Source organism: Bacillus sp. AG4(2022) (genome assembly GCF_031844465.1).
Classification (GTDB): Bacteria; Bacillota; Bacilli; order Bacillales; family Cytobacillaceae; genus Bacillus_AB; species Bacillus_AB infantis.
The window spans coordinates 480495-501688 of sequence record NZ_JAUZVH010000002.1; the positions used below are offsets into that span (position 1 = coordinate 480495).

The 21194-nt window shown below is 47.3% G+C and carries 20 protein-coding genes; 19 read left to right on the forward strand and 1 reads right to left on the reverse strand.

Annotated features, from left to right (window positions below; all coding sequences use genetic code 11):
• Window positions 1–43: 43 nt before the first annotated feature.
• The 12 genes from Q9R36_RS08330 to Q9R36_RS08385 all read left to right on the forward strand — a co-directional run bounded on the left by Q9R36_RS08330 (window position 44) and on the right by Q9R36_RS08385 (window position 12823).
• Window positions 44–1174 (forward strand): conserved virulence factor C family protein, encoded by a 1131-nt coding sequence (locus Q9R36_RS08330; protein WP_311224914.1) that lies wholly within the window; start codon window positions 44–46, stop codon window positions 1172–1174.
• Between the two features lie 206 nt (window positions 1175–1380).
• Window positions 1381–3093 (forward strand): dihydroxy-acid dehydratase, encoded by a 1713-nt coding sequence (gene ilvD, locus Q9R36_RS08335; protein WP_101549785.1) that lies wholly within the window; start codon window positions 1381–1383, stop codon window positions 3091–3093.
• A 75-nt stretch (window positions 3094–3168) separates the two neighbouring features.
• Complete coding sequence (locus tag Q9R36_RS08340; protein ID WP_022544102.1) at window positions 3169–3603, forward strand: BrxA/BrxB family bacilliredoxin; 435 nt, start codon at window positions 3169–3171, stop codon at window positions 3601–3603.
• A gap of 117 nt (window positions 3604–3720) precedes the next feature.
• On the forward strand, window positions 3721–4497 hold the full coding sequence (locus Q9R36_RS08345; RefSeq protein ID WP_035403329.1) for a class I SAM-dependent methyltransferase: 777 nt from the start codon (window positions 3721–3723) through the stop codon (window positions 4495–4497).
• A gap of 343 nt (window positions 4498–4840) precedes the next feature.
• A complete protein-coding gene (locus tag Q9R36_RS08350) occupies window positions 4841–6022 on the forward strand; it encodes an LL-diaminopimelate aminotransferase (RefSeq protein WP_311224915.1) in 1182 nt (393 codons plus the stop codon).
• Window positions 6023–6050: 28 nt separating this feature from the next.
• Complete coding sequence (locus tag Q9R36_RS08355) at window positions 6051–6641, forward strand: YpjP family protein (RefSeq protein ID WP_009795628.1); 591 nt, start codon at window positions 6051–6053, stop codon at window positions 6639–6641.
• 104 nt (window positions 6642–6745) lie between these two features.
• Complete coding sequence (locus Q9R36_RS08360) at window positions 6746–7327, forward strand: TerD family protein (RefSeq protein ID WP_009795629.1); 582 nt, start codon at window positions 6746–6748, stop codon at window positions 7325–7327.
• Between the two features lie 86 nt (window positions 7328–7413).
• Window positions 7414–8187 (forward strand): TerC family protein, encoded by a 774-nt coding sequence (locus Q9R36_RS08365; RefSeq protein ID WP_022544100.1) that lies wholly within the window; start codon window positions 7414–7416, stop codon window positions 8185–8187.
• A 174-nt stretch (window positions 8188–8361) separates the two neighbouring features.
• Window positions 8362–9558, forward strand: coding sequence for an HpcH/HpaI aldolase/citrate lyase family protein (locus Q9R36_RS08370; RefSeq protein WP_009795631.1), 1197 nt, complete (start codon window positions 8362–8364; stop codon window positions 9556–9558).
• Window positions 9500–10876: a phosphoribosyltransferase family protein gene (locus tag Q9R36_RS08375; RefSeq protein WP_306009082.1), complete on the forward strand. Its 1377-nt coding sequence runs from the start codon at window positions 9500–9502 to the stop codon at window positions 10874–10876. Before Q9R36_RS08370 ends, Q9R36_RS08375 begins: the two co-directional genes overlap by 59 nt.
• Window positions 10869–11981 (forward strand): cysteine protease StiP family protein, encoded by a 1113-nt coding sequence (locus Q9R36_RS08380; RefSeq protein ID WP_311224916.1) that lies wholly within the window; start codon window positions 10869–10871, stop codon window positions 11979–11981. Before Q9R36_RS08375 ends, Q9R36_RS08380 begins: the two co-directional genes overlap by 8 nt.
• Window positions 11978–12823, forward strand: coding sequence for an HAD family hydrolase (locus Q9R36_RS08385; RefSeq protein ID WP_148949169.1), 846 nt, complete (start codon window positions 11978–11980; stop codon window positions 12821–12823). Before Q9R36_RS08380 ends, Q9R36_RS08385 begins: the two co-directional genes overlap by 4 nt.
• Here Q9R36_RS08385 and Q9R36_RS08390 read toward each other — a convergent pair.
• Window positions 12783–13049, reverse strand: a complete 267-nt coding sequence (locus Q9R36_RS08390) for a hypothetical protein (protein WP_094767208.1) — start codon at window positions 13047–13049, stop codon at window positions 12783–12785. The two genes, Q9R36_RS08385 and Q9R36_RS08390, sit on opposite strands and share 41 nt — an antisense overlap.
• Window positions 13050–13312: 263 nt before the next feature.
• Here Q9R36_RS08390 and Q9R36_RS08395 point away from each other — a divergent pair, with 263 nt between their 5' ends.
• The 7 genes from Q9R36_RS08395 (at window position 13313) to Q9R36_RS08425 (ending at window position 21191) form a co-directional block, all read left to right on the forward strand.
• Window positions 13313–14956 (forward strand): YceG family protein, encoded by a 1644-nt coding sequence (locus Q9R36_RS08395; RefSeq protein WP_094767209.1) that lies wholly within the window; start codon window positions 13313–13315, stop codon window positions 14954–14956.
• A 57-nt stretch (window positions 14957–15013) separates the two neighbouring features.
• Window positions 15014–16066, forward strand: coding sequence for a toxic anion resistance protein (locus Q9R36_RS08400; protein WP_371931546.1), 1053 nt, complete (start codon window positions 15014–15016; stop codon window positions 16064–16066).
• Between the two features lie 75 nt (window positions 16067–16141).
• Window positions 16142–16753, forward strand: coding sequence for a TerD family protein (locus Q9R36_RS08405; RefSeq protein WP_009795638.1), 612 nt, complete (start codon window positions 16142–16144; stop codon window positions 16751–16753).
• A 52-nt stretch (window positions 16754–16805) separates the two neighbouring features.
• Window positions 16806–17384 (forward strand): TerD family protein, encoded by a 579-nt coding sequence (locus Q9R36_RS08410; protein WP_009795639.1) that lies wholly within the window; start codon window positions 16806–16808, stop codon window positions 17382–17384.
• A gap of 807 nt (window positions 17385–18191) precedes the next feature.
• Window positions 18192–19406, forward strand: coding sequence for a threonine--tRNA ligase (gene thrS / locus Q9R36_RS08415; protein ID WP_094767211.1), 1215 nt, complete (start codon window positions 18192–18194; stop codon window positions 19404–19406).
• A gap of 259 nt (window positions 19407–19665) precedes the next feature.
• Window positions 19666–20370 carry an anthrax toxin lethal factor-related metalloendopeptidase gene (locus Q9R36_RS08420; RefSeq protein WP_009795642.1) on the forward strand — a complete coding sequence of 235 codons (705 nt, stop codon included), beginning with the start codon at window positions 19666–19668 and terminating at the stop codon, window positions 20368–20370.
• Between the two features lie 26 nt (window positions 20371–20396).
• On the forward strand, window positions 20397–21191 hold the full coding sequence (locus Q9R36_RS08425) for a thymidylate synthase (protein WP_009795643.1): 795 nt from the start codon (window positions 20397–20399) through the stop codon (window positions 21189–21191).
• Window positions 21192–21194: the final 3 nt, after the last annotated feature.

The following is a 21194-nucleotide window of genomic DNA, read 5'->3' on the forward strand; positions in this document are numbered from 1 at the left end:
TAAGATGAAACAAATTCTATCGAATCATGAGGAGGGACCATCATTGAAAATAAAATCAATTGAGCCTACACCAAGCCCGAATACGATGAAAATCATCCTTGACGAAGAATTGCCTATGGGCAAAAGCAATAATTATAAAAAGGACAAGACAGATGGAGCGCCAAAGGTTGTTTTGGATATCCTTCAGATAGAAGGAATCAAAGGGGTATATCATGTAGCAGATTTCCTCGCGGTTGAACGAAATGCAAAATTTGACTGGAAAGAGCTTCTCCCTCAAGTCCGTAAGGCATTCGGAGAGGAAGCAGAAGAATCAGGCGGCGAGGCAGCCTTGAATGAGCATTATGGCGAGGTAAAAGTCCAGGTGCAGATGTACAAAGATATCCCGATGCAGATCAAACTGACTGATGGAACTGAAGAGAAGCGCTTTGGACTGCCGGAAGCTTACGTGCAGGCAGTGCGTGAAGTTCAGCAGCCTGATGATAATGTTGTTATGAGCAGAAAGTGGAAGGAATTTGGTGTCAGGTACGGGGATATGGACCAGGTCGGGCAGGATATTCTTGACGAATTGCTGGCAGCCTACCCTGAAAGCAGGCTGAAGAGCCTTATCGAGCAAGGCAAGCATGGCGCAGCTGCAGACAGCAGGCCTGCTAGGACAAAAAGGAAGCTGTCGCCTGAGGATCTTGACAGCAGTGATTGGCGGATACGCTATCAGCTGATGGAACAGATGGAAGATCCGGGGGTGGAGGATTATCCTGTCCTCGAAAGGGCGCTTGAAGACGAAAAGGCTTCAATCCGCAGGCTGGCAGCCGTTTATCTCGGGATGATCGAAGACAAAAGTGTTCTTCCATATCTATATAAAGCTTTGAAGGATAAAAGTGTAACTGTAAGGAGAACGGCGGGTGACTGCTTATCAGATCTTGGTTTTCCTGAAGCAGAGGAAGCAATGATGGATGCCCTCCAGGATCCGAGCAAGCTTGTCCGCTGGCGTGCAGCCATGTTCCTGTATGAAGAAGGTACTGAAAAGTCGCTCCCGGCATTAAAGGATGCTGAAGAAGATCCTGAATTTGAAGTCAGCATGCAGATCAAGATGGCCATTGAGCGGATTGAACAGGGTGAAGAGGCCAAGGGTTCTGTGTGGAAGCAAATGACCGAAGCCAGGAACCAAAACAGCTGATCTTTAAACATACTTTAATAGATAAGATGAAAGGGTCCTGGACAAAACGTTCAGGATCCTTCTTCCTTATTTCCTGAGTTGTACTGTGTTGCTTTAGTGCTAATCTGCTTTTTAGCAATAAAAAATCATTAAATTTTGTGAAAATTATTGCAATTGCTGAAAAAGTCCTCTATATTGAAAAGAAAATCTTTCAGGAGGGCTCATAATTGGGAAGAGATCTTAGAATAAAAAGCCATGTAATCAGCGAGGATGAAAGGCGCGCACCAAACCGGGCGATGCTGCGGGCAGTAGGGTTCACGGATGAAGATTTCAAAAAGCCGATGATCGGCATTGCAAGCACATGGAGCGAAGTGACTCCGTGCAATATACATATCAATGAACTTGCTTTCAAGGCGAAGGACGGTGCCAGGGAAGCCGGGGGAGCTCCGCTTGTATTCAATACGATTACTGTTTCTGACGGAATCTCCATGGGAACAGAGGGGATGAGGTATTCCCTTCCGAGCCGCGACCTGATTGCTGATTCCATTGAAACGGTCGTTGGGGGTGAAAGCCTGGACGGCTTTGTTGCCATTGGAGGCTGCGATAAAAATATGCCCGGCTGCCTGATGGCCATCGCAAGGATGAACCTGCCTGCTGTTTTTGTGTATGGGGGCACAATCAAGCCTGGCAAGCTGCAGGGACAGGATATCGATATTGTGTCAGTATTTGAAGGGGTAGGACAGTTCAATGGCGGGGCCATTGATAAAGCTGGACTCAATGAGATCGAATGCCATGCTTGTCCGGGGGCCGGCTCCTGCGGCGGAATGTACACAGCCAATACGATGGCAAGCGCTATCGAGGCGCTGGGAATGAGCCTTCCGGGCAGTTCCTCCAATCCGGCAGAAACAGATGAAAAGCGGCAGGATTGCCATGAAGCAGGAAAGGCAGTCTACCGCCTTTTGGAGCAGGATATCAGGCCAAGGGATATTCTTACGAAGGAAGCGTTTGAGAATGCAATTACTGTCGTGATGGCTTTGGGCGGTTCCACAAATGCCATCCTCCATTTGATGGCCATCGCCCATTCTGCTGAAGTGGATCTATCACTTGAGGACTTCAACCGCCTTCAGAAAACGGTCCCCCATATAGCCGATTTAAAGCCGAGCGGAAAATATGTCATGCAGAATCTCCATGAAGCAGGAGGAGTCAGTGCAGTTATGAAAATGCTGCTGAGTGAAGGGCTGCTTCACGGCGATTGTCTGACTGTGACGGGCAAGACGCTCGCTGAAAATCTGGAAGAAGCAGAAGATCTGAAAGCTGGCCAAAAGGTCATCTACCCGCTTAATGCCCCTCTTCGGGAAAACGGGCCGCTTGTAGTCCTGAAAGGCAATCTTGCCCCGGAAGGCGCCGTAGCGAAGGTATCCGGCCTGAAGGTCACCAGGCACACCGGGCCTGCCAAGGTGTTTGATGATGAGGAGTCTGCTACAGATGCTGTCCTGAAGGGTGACATTCAGGCTGGTGATGTACTGGTCATCAGGTACGAAGGGCCAAAAGGCGGGCCTGGCATGCCGGAAATGCTTTCTATTTCGGGCATCCTCGTAGGAAAAGGTCTTGGCGAAAGTGTGGCCCTGCTGACAGACGGGCGTTTCTCGGGAGGTACCCATGGCCTTGTGGTAGGACATATCGCTCCGGAAGCACAGGTCGGCGGACCGATTGCCCTAATACAGACAGGTGACAGGATTACTATTGACAGCACCGAACAGACACTTGAAGTGGATGTCTCTCCTGCTGAACTGGAAGAGAGGAAGAAATCCTGGGATCCGCCGCCGCTTTTAACCCGCGGAGCCCTGGCTAAGTATACAAGGCTCGTTTCCTCCGCTTCAAGGGGGGCTGTCACTGACCATTTTGAGGAAGAGCCTGCTGCCAGGCCGCTTAAAGTGTAGAGTGCCCTCCAATTGCAATCAGAGCTGATGTTATAGTATGCTATCATTGCAAACGTTTAAAGGAGGCAATCAAACATGTCTATGGCATATGAAGAATATATGAGGCAGATGGTAAAGCCGATGCGTGCAGAGCTTACACGCGCAGGCTTCAATGAGCTAACAACAGAAGATGAGGTTGAACAGTTTATGGAAAGTACAGAAGGGACAACGCTCGTGGTTGTTAACTCTGTCTGCGGATGTGCGGCCGGACTGGCGCGTCCTGCTGCGACCCAGGCTGTTATGCATGCTGAAAAGAAGCCTGATCACCTTGTCACTGTATTTGCCGGGCAGGATAAAGAAGCGACAGCAAAGATGCGTGAATATTTCGATGGGATTGAGCCTTCTTCACCAAGCATGGCTTTAATGAAGGGAAAGGAAGTTGTACACTTTATCCCGCGCCATGATATTGAAGGCTTCCCGATGGAGACCATCATGGAAAATCTTCTGGCTGCATTTGAGGAAAACTGCTGAACAACACAGAAAGGATGCCGTAAAAGGCATCCTTTCGCATTGTTTGCCTTTTCTCAAAAGAGAAATATCTTGGTGACAAAAAGAGATTATTACTATTCAGTCAGGAAGGTAGAAAAGATGTTTGTAACTACAGCGGGCAGGACAAGCCCTGGCATGATCCAGGCGGCAAAAGAAGCGGCAGCTGAACTTGGCGTCGCCTTTCATCCCCGAAAGAGCCATTCTGTCTCTTCACTGCAGGAGCAGTGGAAGGATGATTGCATCGTATATGGCAAAAACAGGCTCGAATTATTTTCATATGGAAAAAGCTCACCGTACTTCTTTCATCCGAATTCCGCAGCATTCAGGATAAAAAGGCTGATGAGAGGCGAGTCTGACCCTTTTTTGGAAGCAGCGAAAATCGAGCCCGGGGACACAGTGGCGGACTGCACGCTCGGCCTTGCTTCAGACAGCATCATCGCAAGCTATGCAGCCGGTCCTTCCGGTAAAGTGACCGGTGTGGAAGGTAATCCCTTCCTTGCTTATCTCGCAGAGAAGGGGCTTAAAACCTGGAAATCCGGAGTTCCGCAAATGGATGAGGCGATGGAGAGGGTCGAGGTCATCAGTGCTCTCTCCCTTGACTACTTGAAGGGCAGGCAGGACCAGTCCGCAGATATTGTATACTTTGACCCCATGTTCGAGGAAAAACTGTTGGACTCCGACGGAATCAAGGAACTGGCTAAGTTTGCTGTGTATGGGCTGTCCGGGGAGCTGATAGAAGAAGCCAAAAGGGTTTCGCGAAAGAGGGTCGTCCTGAAAGACCATTTCCGGAGCGAAAGATTCAGCACCTTCGGCTTTGAGGTTTACCGGCGGAAATCTTCCCGCTTTCACTTTGGAGTTCTGGAAAGAAAAAAATAAGCAAGCAAAATAAAAACCAAGGCACAGGGATTCCCCTGCGCCTTGGTTTTTATTTTGCATACATTTTAATCCGTTATCGACAGGAATACAAAATATCCCAGCATCATCAGGCTTACAGCAACAAAAACAATTTCCCACTCCATTATTATCCTCCTCGGACTATGTATTCATTTACCATTAGTCTTATATTATCCCCAATATTTTCTCCCTTTAATCTCATTTTTCTAGGAAAATTTCTTTTTTTTCAAAAATTTTTCTCCCCAATTTTTCTTTTTTCCTAAAAAAAGAGTATAATATTTTCTAAGTAAGCATCAGGCTTTTAAGAATGCTGGAGGGTACTAGTATGAAGATATCCATGGCAGAGAGAATGGAAGCATTTGGGGAAAGTGTATTTGCAGAACTGTCCCGTATGAAGAAAGCGAAGATCTCAGCAGGTGAAGATGTGATCGATCTGAGCATCGGCAGCCCTGACCTGCCCCCTCCGTTATTTATCAGGGAGGCGATCGCTGAGGGAGCGCTGGACAGCACCCAGTACGGCTACTCCCTTGCAGGGACAGAAAGCTTCTGCAATGCAGTCAGCTCTTATTACCAGAATAATCACGGTGTATACATAGATCCCAAGGAACAATGCTCCCTCCTTATGGGCTCCCAGGACGGTCTCGTCCATCTGCCGCTTGCTTTGTGCAGCCCGGGCGATTATATACTGATGCCCGATCCAGGATATACCGCATATGCAGCGGGTGCCGCCCTGGCAGGGGCAAAGATATATTCAATGCCTCTCATGAAAGAAAAGCAATTTCTCCCGGATTTCTCAGAAATACCGGAAGAAATAAGGAAAAAGGCGAGGATGATGATCTTGAACTTTCCCGGCAATCCTGTGCCAGGCCTTGCGACTGAAGCATTTTTCAGGGAGGCAATAGAGTTTGCCAAAAAATACGAGATTGTGATATTGCATGATTTTGCATACTCTGAGCTCTATTTCGAAGAAAAACCGGTAAGCTTTTTAGCTGTCGAAGGCGCATTTGAAACAGGGATAGAAATGAATTCCCTTTCTAAGAGCTTCAACATGGCAGGCTGCCGGATTGCCTATGCAGCTGGGAATGAAGACATAATCCGCATGATCTCAGACCTGAAATCCCATCTGGATTACGGTGTATTCCATCCCATCCAGACCGCGGCTGCCAGGGCTCTTGAGGATCAGTCGGGTTTCCTGGCCGAATCAAGAGAGGTCTACAGGAAACGCAGGGATGCCCTAGTAGAAAGCCTTCGGGAGGCAGGATGGGATATCGACAGCCCGAAAGGTTCGATGTTCCTCTGGGCAGAAATTCCAAACGGCACCAGCTCCAGGGAGTTCAGTATCCGCATGCTGGAGGAAGCTGGAGTGGCTGTTACACCGGGAAGCGCGTTCGGTGCGGCCGGCGAGGGATTCGTACGGATTGCACTCGTTCAGCCTGAAGGCAGGCTCCGGCAGGCCGCTCGGAAAATAAGCTCTTCCGGCATATTAAAAAAGAAATCTACCGCATGAAAATAGCCTTTTATGAGGAGGGATAAAAATGCCTAAGTGGCTGCGCAAATCGTTTGTGGTGATGGTAACCATCCTTACCTTTGGGCTGGTTACGCCATCACAGGCATTTTTGTATGATAATGCAAACCAGGACAGGTCCCCTAAGCGCGATGTCCTGGAGGCACAGGCAGAAGGACTGGACCTTGCTGCACCTGAGGAGGATGAGGAATCGATCAGGCAAAGGTTCATCCAGGCTGCTGTCCAGGAGGCGGAGAACCAGTCTTATATTAAGTTCGGGGGAAAGATCAAACCCGTCATAGAAGATGAGTTCCGTGAAGTCATCCTGCCGAATATTGAAAAAGCAGTGGAGGAAACAGCTGCAAGGATACCAGGGAGCGACCTGGGCAATCTGGAAATTACCGAATGGCCAGGCGGGGGCAACTCGGAAAAAATCTTCCATATTGTCAACCGGCAATCCAATGAAGATGTCCTTCGTTTTCATGTCAGGAGGGACCATCCGCCCCAGGAGGGATACTGGTTCAACTTCCACTACCATACCTCTGAGGATGCCTTCCAAAAGCATCATGAGCTGGGCTCCATCTACTGGAATAAAAATACTCCGCCAAAATGGCTGAGCTGAGATTTGAAATGTAAGCAAAAATATGAAAAAATATGCTTGTAGTTTTGAAACTTTTTAAAGATTGAAACGTAAGCATACTATCACAATAATTGGAGGTAGAAAAAATGGCAGTTAGTTTATCAAAAGGACAGAAGGTAGATTTGACAAAATCCAATCCGGGCCTCACAAATGTAATCGTAGGGGTAGGCTGGGATGTAAATAAGTATGACGGAGGAGCAGACTTTGACCTTGATTCCTCGGTTTTCCTTCTTGGGGAAAACGGCAAGGTTACTTCTGAGGCGGATTTCGTTTTCTATAATAACACAACAGGCGGAAACGGCTCTGTCGTACATACCGGAGATAACCGGACAGGCGAAGGAGAAGGCGATGATGAGCAGGTAAAGGTTGAGCTCGGTGCTGTACCGGCAAATGTCCAGCGCATTACATTCACTATCACAATCCATGATGGCGAGGCGCGCAGCCAGAACTTCGGGCAGGTTTCCAATTCTTATGTCCGCATCCTTAACGGCGAAACAAATGAAGAGCTGATCCGCTATGACCTTGGAGAAGACTTCTCCATCGAGACAGCACTTGTTGTAGGCGAACTGTACAGGCACGGCGGAGAGTGGAAATTCAGCGCGATCGGGTCCGGCTATCAGGGCGGCCTTGGTGCACTTGCAACTGACTTTGGCCTGCAGATTGGATAATCCCTTTTTTATTATTGATCTTTGAGACTCGGCTCTGCCGGGTCTTTCGTTAGCACTTATATAAGGTAATGGAGGAACTTCAAGAGATGACAATTTTTCAAGGTTTTATAGATACATATGCCGCATTCTTTGACTGGCAGATGTGGGCGGAAGTTCTAAGCGACCCTGTTAGCTGGGGACTTATCGGAACACTCGTAATCCTGGAAGGACTGCTTTCAGCCGACAATGCACTTGTACTGGCTGTTATGGTAAAACACCTTCCGCCGGAGCAGCGGAAAAAGGCTCTATTCTACGGATTGCTTGGGGCATACCTCTTCCGTTTCATTGCAATTGGAATTGGGGTATTCCTGATTAAGCTGTGGTGGGTAAAGATTTTGGGAGCCGGCTACCTGGCATGGCTTGCTATTAAATATTTCATTGATAAGAAGAAAGGCGTCGGCGATGATGAGGAGCTTGAAGGCCTCAATCAAAGCGGTTTGCTGATCCGCCTGTTTGGTACCTTCTGGGGAACAGTAGCAGCGGTAGAACTTATGGATATAGCTTTCTCAGTTGACAGCGTCCTGGCGGCATTTGGAGTCAGTGATCAAATCTGGGTACTTCTTCTCGGCGGAATGCTAGGGGTCCTGATGATGCGTGGTGTAGCAGGAGTATTCCTTAAGCTGATCGATAAAGTGCCTGAGCTGGAAACAAGCGCATATGTGCTGATTTTGCTCATTGCTGTGAAGATGCTCCTTGGAGTATTCCATATCCACATTGATCATATCTATTTCTTCCTTCTGCTGATAGTAGTCTTCGGAGCGACTTTCATCGTCCACTTTATGAATAAAAAGAAGGCTGAGCAGGGCCAGAAAAGCAACTGACAGACGTATAGAAACAAGGAAAGGGAACTGACAATTGTCCGCTCCTTTTCTTTTTATCCTTTTTTGGCAGTTTGAAAGCTTCTTAGATTGGACAAATATGCTTAGGGGGATGCTTGAATAATCCTTTAAGACAAGCATTCCCCTCTTTTACTATGCATGAATAGGAGAATTAAAATGAAATTATTTGCTGATTTGGAAGACAGGGAAATTGACAGGCTCTTTTATAAAAAGCCGGGGTCCTTCTCTAAACGTTCCCCGAAAGAGCTGTTGTCCTATTGCTTAGGCGCAACGCTCTATATGCCTGCAACAAGGCCTAATATTCATCAGGATCTGCTCTCAAAGAAGCATTCTGGCCTTACTTCCATGGTGATCTGCCTGGAGGATGCCATTGGCGATTCAGAAGTGGAGCAGGCTGAAGAAAGCCTGCTGGCTGAACTTAAGCTCCTTCATCAAGAGCTGGGGAAGGGATATTTCCAGGAGGATGATCTGCCGCTTATTTTTATAAGGATCCGCAGCCATGGACAGCTGGAGCGGCTGTTTTCCAGGATGGGACAGGAAATAAGCATGCTGACAGGAGTCGTCATTCCTAAATTTGACCCTGTCGAAGGAGCAGAATCACTGGCAGAAATCAGCCGCAGGAATAGAGAAGGCCACGTTCTATATGCAATGCCGATTCTGGAAACAAAGAAAATCATCCAGAAAGAAACAAGAGTCGGAGAGCTTCTGGACATAAAAGCGCTTCTTGAACAATATAGGGATATTATTCTTAATGTCAGGATAGGGGCGACCGATTTTTCCGGTCTATACGGCATCAGGAGAAATTCGGATAACACGGTATATGATATTGCGGTCATACGGGACTGCATTGCTGATATTATAAATGTTTTTGTGCGTGCCGGCAGCCAGTTCACAGTATCAGGGCCGGTCTGGGAATATTTCTCCTCAAAAGATAGAATGCTAAAGCCCCAGCTGAGGCAGACGCCCTTCCTGGAGAAGTACGGGGAAGCAGGCATCAGGATGAGGACCGGACTGATCGATAAGCATATGGATGGCCTGATCCGTGAAATTATGATGGATATTGCCAATGGCCTGACAGGAAAGACGATCATCCACCCTACCCATATAAGGCCGGTGCAGGCTTTGAATGCCGTTACCCTTGAAGAGTACGAGGATGCCAGGAATATTGCTGCCAGTGCAGAAGGCAGCATTGGCGTCATGAAAAGCGCCTACTCTAACAAAATGAATGAAATCAAGCCGCATTTATATTGGGCGCAGAAAATTCTTTTAAAATCTGAAATATACGGGGTGCTTCATGAAGAATACTCATACATTGACCTGCTCGAAAAAGAAGTATTTGCTTCCAGTTATTGAGGGGCTGAACGTTGAACTTGACATAACTGAAAATCCATATAACATACCTGTTGATCATTTTTTTACAATGGCAGCCCGCATCAACAAGAAAAGGTCATTCCTTTTTGTGAGCAAATTGCTGGGGAAGCATCTCCCCATCCATCCGGAAAAAGGGCTGATCACGGGAGAGCTGCTGGCCGCACGTTATGCAGAATTAAAGGAAGGCTTGCCGCTGCCGGAAACCGAAGAGCTTCTGCAGGCCTTTTTGCTGGATCCGGGAGTAAGCAGGCCGTCCATTCCCTTTGTTGATAAAAAGTACAATCCGGTGATCATCGGCTTTGCAGAGACTGCAACCGCGCTTGGCCACAGCTTTTATAATGCTTTCAAGGCAGCAGGGTATTTTCATACTACAAGAGAAACACTTCCTGAAGCGGTTTCCATAATAGACTTCGAGGAAGAGCATTCTCATGCAACCTCCCATCGCTGCTACGCGGACAGGGAGCTTCTTGACAATCAGCGTGAAGTCATCCTGGTTGATGATGAAATGACCACAGGCAAAACGGCAGTCAATATCATCAGATCCATCCAGGCAGAATTCCCCCGCAGTGAATATACTGTCGCTTCCATATTGGATTGGCGTTCACAGGAAAATCAGGCAGCATTCCAGATGCTTGAAAAAGAACTCGGAATCACGATCAACAGTGTAAGCCTCTTAAAAGGGGAAATGCAGGCTGCAGGAGAACCTGTCATCCAAACGAATATAGAAGACAGAAAACGGGATGCAGGCGGCTCCAGCATAAGCTTCATCAATCTTAGTGAATCGGGGCTTTCTTTTGAAAAAGCCGGGAGTCCTTCAATCACGCTTGGAGGCGGGATCTGCAATATCCCCTATCTCAAAGGAACAGGCAGATTCGGGCTCCAAAAGGGAGCAGAAGAGCCTGAAAGGGACCTGGAGGCTGCAGCCGCACTCCTGGCTAAGAGCAGAAAAGGAGATCATACACTTGTCCTGGGAACAGGAGAGTTCATGTATATCCCTATGAAAGTGGCATCGCAAATGGGGGAAGGGGTCTTTTTTCAGTCCACCACACGAAGCCCTGTCCATGTTCTGGACCGGGAAGGGTACGGGGCAAGGGAAGGATTGTCATTTCCCAATCCTGAGGATGCTGATATCAGGCAATTTGTCTATAATATCACTCCCGGAGTTTATGATGACCTCTTTATCCTCTTTGAACGGGAACCGAATCGGGAAGCGCTTGTCCCATTGCTGGAAGAATTGAAGAAAACAGGGATCAAGGATATAAAAATCGTTTATTTTAATGGAGGGAACAACAATGGCTGAAACAGCAGCAGAAACTTTTGGCTCCTACAGCACGGAAGATGTCATCTTTCTGCTGAAGGACCTCAGTGCATATGAACTGGAAGGGGCAACTGAAAACAGGGAAAAAAAGATTCAGTCAGGCCAGCATTACAGTGAAACGCTTCCGATTGAATACATCCCTCCAGCCCACTATTTAGAGCTGTTCTGGAAAACACTTGAAGACTATAAGGAGAAGGTGGCGCTTTGCACTGCGGTGACATCGGAAAAGCTGCTCAGCAGAAGAGGGGACAAGATTGTCCTTGTTTCACTTGCAAGGGCCGGCACCCCGGTCGGGATCCTGATGAAGCGGTATATAAAGCAGATATACGGGACAACCCTTCCCCATTACAGCATTTCCATCATCCGTGACAGGGGCATTGATGAGAATGCCCTGAAATACATAATAGAAAAGCATCCTGGCTGCAAGATCCAGTTTGTCGATGGGTGGACAGGCAAAGGAGCTATCTCAATTGAATTGACGAAAGCATGCAGCAGCATGAATGAAAAATATGGCTGGAATCTTGATGACACCCTTGCCGTCCTCGCAGATCCAGGCTATTGCACCAGCCTGTATGGGACAAGGGAGGACTTCCTGATTCCAAGCGCCTGCCTGAATTCAACTGTTTCCGGACTTGTCAGCAGGACGGTGCTCAATGACTTAATCGGGCCTGAAGATTTCCACGGTGCCAAATATTACCGCCGCCTTGCAGAGGCGGATGTTTCCAATGAATATATCAGCATAATAGAGGAACAATTTGATTCCGTTATGGAAGAGGCGAAAAAAATCTGTGATGGCTATTCTGCTGAAGCTGAATCCGAACCTGATTTCAGGGGGATGGAGGAAGTAATGGCAATCAAAGAAGAATATGCTATTGAAAGCACGAATTTTGTTAAGCCCGGCGTTGGTGAAACAACACGTGTACTGTTAAGGAGAGTCCCCTGGAAAATTCTGATGAGGGACCCGGAAAGCCCTTATGTCAGGCATATTAAACTCTTGGCAGAAGAACGCGGGGTGGAGATCGTCCGGTACCCTGACATGAGCTATACATGCTGCGGACTGATCAAAAAGGTTGGCGGCCAGTCATGAATATGTTTGCAACAGATCTTGACAGAACAATGATTTATTCAAACAGAGCGCTTGAAGAGCTTGGCTTAGAGGAGGATCTCCAACTGTCAGCTGCCGAGATGAAGGAAGGGCAGCCTGCTGCATTCATGACTTCAAGGTCGCTTAACCTGTTAAGGGAACTTGCAGAAGAAGCACTTGTTGTGCCTGTTACAACCAGGACATATGAACAGTATAAAAGAGTAGGGATATTTGGAAAAGATATCCCTGTCTCTTATGAGGTCACTTCAAATGGAGCCCAAATCCATTATAAGGGGAAACTTCTGGCTGAGTGGACTGAGCTGGTATATAAGCGCCTTAAGGAAGAGTGCGCGCTTCAGGAGGAAATGGCTGAGTTTGCTGAAGGATGCAGATTTCCCGGAACTTTGAAAAAAGCAGGGGATTCTTTCTTTTACTATATCCTCCAGGAGCGCATCAGCCTTCAGGAAAAGAAAAAACTCGAAGAGGATGTCCGCCGTCTCGGGTGGCGTATATCCCTGCAAGGCAGGAAGCTTTACTTTATTCCTATTCCTGTCTGCAAGGGAGAGGCGGTTAAATTCATCAGCAAAAGAGAGGGAGCAGATATTCTTGCCGGTGCGGGAGATTCCCTTCTCGATTATGATTTCCTGAAGGTATGCCATCATGCTTTTGTCCCGGATCATGGAGAGCTTTCTATGGAGATGCCTCATGGATTCACCTGCAATTTTTCGGAGAACAGGGGAATACTTGCCGGAGAAGAAATCCTCCTGAAGGCATTCAGGCTGCTTCTTGGCCGGGAAGCTGCCTTCAGCGGTAATCCTGCCTCCGGCCGGACTGCCCTTTTATAAAGAAATGAAGCAATAACAGGAGCAGGCTCCCAAATGCATAAAAAGCAAGAAAAACCGCAAGCGCATAAGACGGTGAGTGATGAAGCGGGTATGTCATGATGGCGAGCACGGCTGACCAGAGCAGGAGGTCAATGAATTGGTAAGCGCCGGAAGTCATGATCTGGCGGACAGCTTCCAGTTCATTCCTGCAGCTTTCATAGGAGGGCCTTTTAATCAGGAAGCGCAAGGGATCACCTTCTTTAATTATTTGTACTCAACTATATGCAGGGATAAGCCCGTTGGTGATTGTGCAGGGGAAGAGTGAATATAACTTGTTTTAATCATATTAATATTGAAACTTTTTTCAGCCTGATCCGTATATTCTAATAGAGCTAAAAGCCAGTGCTGAAGGCTATCGTTGTTAAAACATGCACCTGATATGATATGATGAAAGAAATTTACATAAGCCATTAGGGCTAAATCTTTCGCTCCTAGAGGGAAGGGATAATCATGTATCCAACTTATAATAGATTAAAGGTCAATCTGCTGCCTGTGTCTGCGGACAATTGGCTGTCTGCCATTAAAAAGCGCAGCTCAGACCGCCCGCAGTACCAGGCAGGCGACGGCATTATCCAGATCAGCCAGGTTGCTGCAAGGTTTCTGGGCATTCCTGCGGATGAAGATGAATACTATAATCAGCTTTATGATTATATACACTCACCAGATAATGGACTTATCCTTTTAAGCAGCGATACTCTTGATAAAACGATCGACAACCAGCATTTTCAGGCCATTCAAAAGGTATTGAACATCAACAGGGAGCAGAAGCTTTCAATCAACCGCTTCATCGCCTTCCTTGATGGTGAGCAGCTGCTCCTGAAGCCTGATAATCCCCTTGTCCACAGAAAGGTAAGGGAGGCATTCACTAAAGTCATTGAGATGTTTGCCGGGGGGGAAAAAGAAGGCCTTGAAAGCCCTGATTTCCGAAGGGTGCTTGTAGATCTTGTGAAATGGTCTTTTAACCATCTCTCCCAGCCTCTAAGCAGCAGCAATCCGGAAGAAAGCATGCCGAAATTTCTTTGGTATGGAGAAGCAAGCAAGAGCCAGCAATATTTCCTGTCATTCATCTTTTTTCTCGGCTGCGATCTCGCGGCTTTCAGCCCGGACGGCCAGGATGTCCTTGCGCTCGCAGATCCGGGGAAAGAAGAAACATTTGTTCAGCAGTATCCTGAACAGAAGGCAGCTGAACCTTTTCCCGTGGAGAAAAGGAGAAGGAAATCAACGGTGGCTTATAAAGCCTCAAGAGAAATCGAAACCATTCTTAACCACGAAGGCTCTGGCCTTTATAAGCCATGGCAGCTGAGGGACTACAAACCTTCTGCTGTAACGCTCAAAACAACTTATGATGAACTGTTCATCCTTGCCAAAGAAAAGGCGATGATCAGGCCGAATTTTGAAGTCAGCGGCGGAGAAGTGAAAATCCCTTCCATCTTTTCGAAAATCAACGGAGTGAGCAAAAGCCGGAAGGAATATTGGGACCGCTTGCATGCTCTTGCCGAGAATGACTGCAGCTTTCTGATCAGGCAGTTCCCTTTTTCAAACCCCCTGACAAGCGACTTCCGCTTTCATTACAGAAATGCGCTTGGAAAAGACGGGAAGCTGGATCCTGACATTGTCATGGGCTCGCACTACTGGAAATACGGCCATCTTCCTGGGGGCCTCCAGAAAGGGATTTCCCATGCAATCAGAAATCTTTGCGCAAAGCCGGAGTTAAAGCCGAGCCATAATGAGAGTCAGGAAGAAATCAGCATCTATTTATTTACACAGGCAATGCAGATGCCGGCCAGCATCCTGAAGCTTCTGCAGAAGTTTGACTACTCTCAGGATGTGCCCAAGCTGATCCTCTATAACAATGAAATGAATGGTACGATGACAAGGAGCGATGCAGCCCTCCTGCTCCTCCTGAACCAATTTGGAGTTGATATCATCGTGTATAATCCTCCGGGACACAATGACCTTGAAAACTATGTCAATGAAGATGTCTTTGATTCGCACTGGCTGGAAGAAGTGGTCTTTGACCAGGACTATAAAGAGCCTTCACTGATCAAGAAAGTGTTTCTGCAAGGGCTGCTGAAAAATTTGAAAGGAGACTGAACCATGAATGATCCGCAACAAGCTAGTGCAGGACTGGTTACCCAGGATCCCGCTGATATGCTTACAGAAACGAAGGTGCCGGAAATAAAACTGGCGCTGAGGCAGGAAGCGGAAGTGCAGAACCTCGCCAGATCGATCGATGAACGCGATCAGATTCAAATACTGGAATTCGGGAAAGAACCAGCGCAGCAGATCTCCCGTTTCTCTGACCAGATTCTCGGCAATATGAGGGCTACCAAGGTGGAAGACTCCGGTGTCCTCCTGAAGCAGCTGGGGAAGATAATGGACAGGTTCGACAAGAAGGATTTTGAACAGACTTCAGGCGGATTGTTCGGAAAGCTGTTCAAGCGCGGGGAAAAAATGATTGAAAAGCTCTTTGGGAAATATCAGACAATGGGCAAAGAGATTGACAAGGTGTATGTCGAGATCTCCAAGTATCAGAGTGAAATGGTGGACTCCACCAATATGCTTGAGCAGATGTATGATCAAAACTATCAATACTATCTCACACTTGAAAAATATGCAGTTGCAGGCGAGATGAAGGCAGAGGAGCTTAAAAGCACACAGCTTCCGCAGCTGGAGTCAAAAGCAGCATCCGGGGACCAGATTGCCTCCATGCAGGCAGATACGCTCCGCAATAGCATCGATCTGCTAGAGCAGCGTGTCTATGACCTGGAAATGGCAAAGATGGTGGCCCTGCAGACAGCTCCCCAGATCCGCCTTCTCCAAAGAGGGAACACCAAGCTGATCGGGAAAATCAATTCAGCGTTCGTTACAACCATACCGATATTTAAAAATGGTCTGATCCAGGCGGTTGCGGCAAAGCGCCAGAAGCTGGTTGCCGATTCCATGAGCGAACTTGACCGCAGAACCAATGAGATGCTCGTCCGCAATGCCCAGAATATTTCAAATCAAAGTGCAGAAATAGCCAGGCTTGCCGGAGGTCCGAGCATCAAGATTGAAACGATTGAAGAATCGTGGAACATCATCATGAAGGGGATGCAGGAAACGAAATCGATTGAAGATGAAAACAGGCGACTGAGGGAAGAAGGGACCAAGAGGCTCGAACAGCTCCAGGAAAACTTCAAAAATATGAAAAATCAAGGCTGATGGCGCTTTTTTCAGCCTGACACAGGGCTGTTAAATATAAATAATACAGAAAAGTAAATTTATGAGGTGAAATGAATGGCGATTAATTTGCAAAAAGGACAAAGAGTAGATCTGACAAAAGGAAATCCGGGATTATCGAAAATTATGGTCGGCCTCGGGTGGGATCCTGTTGAAAGCAAAGGGGGAGGCGGACTTCTCGGCTCTCTTTTCGGCGGCGGCGGAGGCGCCAATGTCGACTGTGATGCTTCAGTCATCATGCTTGGGGAGAATGATAAATTAAGGAATAACAGCGATGTCATCTATTTCGGTAACCTGAAGAGTTCAGATGGCAGCGTACAGCATACCGGCGATAATCTGACTGGAGAAGGAGATGGAGATGATGAGCAGATCAATGTGGATCTTAGCCGTGTCCCTTCCCACGTGCAGAAGCTTGTTTTTGTAGTGAATATCTATGATGCGGTTAAACGCAAGCAGCATTTCGGCATGATCCGCAATGCGTATATCCGCATTGTGAATCCAATGGGCAGGGAAGAGCTCATCCATTATAACCTTACTGACGATTACAGCGGCAAGACAAGCCTGGTAGTCGGAGAATTATACAGGCATGGAACTGATTGGAAATTTGCCGCAGTCGGAACAGGCACCAATGCACCAGGGCTGTCTGATGTGGTTCGTTCTTATACTTAATAAGCTGGATGGTTTGTTATAATAGAAAACTTTTAACAGAGGTGAAGAAAATATGAGCATCAACCTTTCTAAGGGACAGCGCATTGATTTGACTAAAAGCAATCCGGGTTTGACAAAAGTAATCATCGGGCTTGGCTGGGACACAAACCGCTATTCCGGGGGCGGCGACTTTGACCTTGATGCGTCTGCATTCCTGGCAGATGAAAACGGGAAAGTCGTCCAGGACCATGATTTTATTTTTTATAACAATCTTGTCCATCCAAGCGGCTCTGTGGAGCATACAGGGGACAACCGGACAGGGGAAGGCGAGGGCGATGATGAGCAGATCAAAATCGACTTCAGCAAGGTCCCGGCCCATGTCCACCGCATTGCCATCACTGTCACAATCCATGATGCGGAGAGCCGCAGCCAGAATTTTGGCCAGGTATCCAATTCTTTTGCCCGTGTAGTGAATGAAGACACAAACCAGGAAGTGCTCCGTTTTGATCTGGGAGAGGATTTCTCCGTTGAAACGGCCGTTGTCATCTGTGAGCTGTACAGGCATGGAGGCGAATGGAAATTCAATGCTGTCGGAAGCGGATTTTCGGGCGGGCTGGCTGCACTGTGCAAAAATTTCGGCCTTGCCGTTTAATTCTATATACCCGAAAGCCCGGCATACTGCCGGGCTTTTACTTTTGGAAAAATTGAGAAATAACGCTTGTTATGAAACTGGTTTCATGCTTTATGATTTTCTTATGAAGAAAAGGGCGCTGCTTATCATCAGCCGGCGTGACGCTTTAGGCGGCGTAACGGCATTAGTGAGCAGAAAGCTCTTTCCTCTAGAAATGAAAGAATTGCATTGACAATATAAAAGGTACTGGAATATAATTCATTTAATCATTTTTATGAATCCATTAAGCTGGGAAAAGGACATGAATCATTTCCGCTGCTTCTGACAGAGAAAAGGGCCGCCGGCTGAAAGCCCTTAGGAGAAAGAAATGAATTTACCGCCTCGGAGCTATCATGGGGAAAGGCTGGATGTCAGCTAACCATGGTCGGGAGACCGTTATCTTTTTGAGCGCCGCATGCGATGCATGAGGCGGAATTAGGGTGGAACCACAGCCGCAATTGTCCCTTGTACAGGGAGGATTGCGGCTTTTTGTGTTATAAACAAATATAATATTGCGAAGAAAAGGACATGAATCATTTCCGCTGCTTCTGACAGAGAAAAGGGCCGCCGGCTGAAAGCCCTTAGGAGAAAGAGATGAATTTACCGCCTTGGAGCAATCATGGGGAAAAGCTGTGTGTCAGCTAACCATGATCGGGAAACCGTTATCTTGTTTGAGCGCCGAATGTTATGCAGGAGGCGGAATTAGGGTGGAACCACAGCCGCAATTGTCCCTTGGTACAGGGAGAATTGCGGCTTTTTTTATTCAAAAAATTTTTGGGAGGAATTAAAATGTCAATTAAAGCAGAAGCAGAAAAGAGAAATCACAGAAAGCTGGGGGCTGAGCTAGAATTATTCATGTTCAGGGAAGAAGCACCAGGGATGCCGTTTTATCTTCCAAAGGGAATGCAGGTAAGAAATATACTGGAAGACCTTTGGAAACAAAAGCACCATAAAGCTGGCTATCATGAGGTCAAGACACCAATCATGATGAAGCAGGCATTATGGGAGCAGTCAGGGCACTGGGACCACTATCATGAGAATATGTATTTTTCAAAAGTTGATGAATATGATTATGCGATTAAGCCAATGAGCTGTCCAGGTGCTGTATTGATTTACAGCAGCAAGAGAAGGAGCTACCGTGAACTGCCGCTCCGCTATGCAGAACTTGGTCTTGTTCACCGCCATGAGCTCTCGGGATCCTTAAACGGGCTTTTGCGGGTGCGTTCCTTTACACAGGATGATGCACACCTGTTTGTAAGGGAAGATCAAATAAAAGAAGAAGCCGCAAAGGTGCTGGAGCTGGTACACGAATTTTATTCGCTGTTCGGCTTTGAATATAAGGTCGAGCTGTCTACTAGGCCGGAAGAATTCATGGGTTCGGAAGAAACTTGGAACCTGGCAGAAGCCTCTTTGGAATCGGTCCTGCAGGAAAGGGGCATTCCTTTTGAAATCAATTCCGGGGACGGAGCATTTTATGGGCCGAAAATTGACTTCCATATTACTGATTCACTGGGAAGAAGCTGGCAATGCGGCACTGTCCAGCTTGATTTTCAAATGCCGGAGCAATTCGGCTGCCAGTATATCGGCGAAGACAATCTGGCTCACAGGCCAATCATGATCCACCGTGCCATCTACGGTTCGATTGAAAGGTTCCTGGCAATTTTAATCGAGCATTATGCAGGGGATTTTCCTTTCTGGCTTTCACCGGTCCAGGCCATGGTGCTTCCGGTTTCTGAAGCACATATCGGCTATGCACTGGAAGTCAAAGCCCGACTTGAGGAGGCTGGCTGCCGGATTGACATTGACAGCAGGGCAGAGAAGCTCGGCCTCAAAATCAGGGAAGCCGAGCTACAGAAGGTTCCTTATATGATCATCATCGGTGAGAAGGAAATAGAGCAGGGAGGAGCTGCCTTGAGGAAAAAAGGGGCAGGAAACCTGGGAGTATTACACCTGCAGGAACTGCTCGACAGGTTTAGGGATGAAGACAGACCAGGAGGTAAGTAAGAGGTAAGACGGGGTCTTCCAGGCCCCTTTTTTAAAAAGTCTTAGATGACATTGAGAAAAAATTAATGGCGCATTCATTCAGCTAAGCTGAAAGCCCTGAAAATACCCTTCCTGCCGCACAACTTTAAAACTTCCTGAAATTGCCCATGAATCGCGGCCTTTTTACCCGATATGATATGCTATAATATTTTCATATATACATAGATAGCAGGCAGCAAACGGGGCTGGAAGCGTCTGAGAATGGACAGAAGGTGATAGCATGAGAATCAGGATTTTTTTTCTGCTTATTGTAGTAGCTTCCCTGGCGCTTATGGGCAATTCCCAGGCGGCAATGGGAGGTATAAAACTTAAAGATTTCCCTGGCAACTCAGAGCTTGTCAAGTCCCTGTCACTGCATTCGGGACAAGATCTGGGCAGGATTATTATTCTTCCTTTAGAGGAGTTCGATCAGAAGGAGGCTGCTAGGATGATAGAAAGACTGGATCATCTCCCCTTATCATTGCTGTCTAAAATCAGGCAGGAAGGCATCTCGCTTAAGCTTTTTACAGGGCAGCTCACAGATAATCCCACAGCAAGCCATCTGGCAGGCTTGACACCCAGGGGTTATCAGAATAAAGAAACGACCTGGGATGATGTACCCGGAATAGGCGGGGGACGGACTGTGCTTGTAAAGATCGGCTATAGCGGCAAAGGCATGGGGCATGGATCGGTCAACCTGGAGCTTCATGAGCTGGCACATTCGGTTGACCGCTTTGTCTTGAGCGAGATCCGCTTTAATAGAAAGTTCCAGGGTATATGGAAAGAGGAGAAGGCAAAGCTGTTTCCAGGCCAGCCTTACTTCCTTACATTCCCTGAAGAATATTTTGCTGAAACGTTCGCCATGTATTATATGGGAGGAGAAGAGCGCCTGCGCTTAAAAGAAAAAGCTCCGCTCACCTGGCAATTTTTCAGTACACTTAATTAATAGATTCATATGAGGAGGTCAATGGAATGGAGCAGTATTTACAGCTTTGCAGGCATGTCCTGGAAAAGGGTACAATCAAAGAAGACAGGACGGGAACCGGCACAATCAGCACTTTCGGGTATCAGATGCGATTCGATCTGAAGGAAGGCTTCCCATTGGTCACCACAAAGAAGCTGCATCTCAGGTCGATCATCCATGAGCTTCTTTGGTTTCTGAATGGAGACACCAATGTGAAATATCTTCAGGATAACGGGGTCAGGATCTGGAATGAGTGGGCCGATGAGGAAGGGAATCTCGGACCTGTATATGGCCATCAATGGAGATCATGGACCGGTGCGGATGGTAAAACGGTTGACCAGATCAGTGAGCTGATCAGCTCAATCAAGAGTAATCCTGATTCTAGAAGGCTGATTGTCAATGCGTGGAATGTGTCTGAAATCGGCAATATGGCGCTGCCTCCCTGTCATTGCCTTTTCCAGTTCTATGTAGCGGACGGCAAGCTGTCCTGCCAGCTTTATCAGCGGTCTGCTGATGTGTTCCTGGGGGTGCCGTTCAATATAGCATCTTATGCCCTCCTGACACATATGGTCGCCCATGTGTGTGATCTGGAGCCGGGTGAATTCATCCATTCGTTCGGGGATGTCCATATTTACCGTAATCATCTGGAACAGGTGAATCTGCAGCTTTCAAGAGAGCCGTTCAAGCTGCCCCAGCTGAAGTTCGCCCGCAAGGTTGAGGATATCTTCAGCTTTAAATATGAAGATTTTATCCTGGAAGGCTATGAATCACATCCTCATATTAAAGGAGTTGTCAGTGTTTGATTT

What these genes read in the sequence shown, in the direction of transcription:
- Q9R36_RS08340 (WP_022544102.1), top strand. Translation starts at nt 3,169, where the DNA reads ATGTCTATGGCATATGAAGAATATATGAGGCAGATGGTAAAGCCGATG.
- Q9R36_RS08345 (WP_035403329.1), top strand. Translation starts at nt 3,721, where the DNA reads ATGTTTGTAACTACAGCGGGCAGGACAAGCCCTGGCATGATCCAGGCG.
- Q9R36_RS08350 (WP_311224915.1), top strand. Translation starts at nt 4,841, where the DNA reads ATGAAGATATCCATGGCAGAGAGAATGGAAGCATTTGGGGAAAGTGTA.
- Q9R36_RS08355 (WP_009795628.1), top strand. Translation starts at nt 6,051, where the DNA reads ATGCCTAAGTGGCTGCGCAAATCGTTTGTGGTGATGGTAACCATCCTT.
- Q9R36_RS08360 (WP_009795629.1), top strand. Translation starts at nt 6,746, where the DNA reads ATGGCAGTTAGTTTATCAAAAGGACAGAAGGTAGATTTGACAAAATCC.
- Q9R36_RS08365 (WP_022544100.1), top strand. Translation starts at nt 7,414, where the DNA reads ATGACAATTTTTCAAGGTTTTATAGATACATATGCCGCATTCTTTGAC.
- Q9R36_RS08370 (WP_009795631.1), top strand. Translation starts at nt 8,362, where the DNA reads ATGAAATTATTTGCTGATTTGGAAGACAGGGAAATTGACAGGCTCTTT.
- Q9R36_RS08375 (WP_306009082.1), top strand. Translation starts at nt 9,500, where the DNA reads ATGAAGAATACTCATACATTGACCTGCTCGAAAAAGAAGTATTTGCTT.
- Q9R36_RS08380 (WP_311224916.1), top strand. Translation starts at nt 10,869, where the DNA reads ATGGCTGAAACAGCAGCAGAAACTTTTGGCTCCTACAGCACGGAAGAT.
- Q9R36_RS08385 (WP_148949169.1), top strand. Translation starts at nt 11,978, where the DNA reads ATGAATATGTTTGCAACAGATCTTGACAGAACAATGATTTATTCAAAC.
- Q9R36_RS08395 (WP_094767209.1), top strand. Translation starts at nt 13,313, where the DNA reads ATGTATCCAACTTATAATAGATTAAAGGTCAATCTGCTGCCTGTGTCT.
- Q9R36_RS08400 (WP_371931546.1), top strand. Translation starts at nt 15,014, where the DNA reads ATGCTTACAGAAACGAAGGTGCCGGAAATAAAACTGGCGCTGAGGCAG.
- Q9R36_RS08405 (WP_009795638.1), top strand. Translation starts at nt 16,142, where the DNA reads ATGGCGATTAATTTGCAAAAAGGACAAAGAGTAGATCTGACAAAAGGA.
- Q9R36_RS08410 (WP_009795639.1), top strand. Translation starts at nt 16,806, where the DNA reads ATGAGCATCAACCTTTCTAAGGGACAGCGCATTGATTTGACTAAAAGC.
- thrS (WP_094767211.1), top strand. Translation starts at nt 18,192, where the DNA reads ATGTCAATTAAAGCAGAAGCAGAAAAGAGAAATCACAGAAAGCTGGGG.
- Q9R36_RS08420 (WP_009795642.1), top strand. Translation starts at nt 19,666, where the DNA reads ATGAGAATCAGGATTTTTTTTCTGCTTATTGTAGTAGCTTCCCTGGCG.
- Q9R36_RS08425 (WP_009795643.1), top strand. Translation starts at nt 20,397, where the DNA reads ATGGAGCAGTATTTACAGCTTTGCAGGCATGTCCTGGAAAAGGGTACA.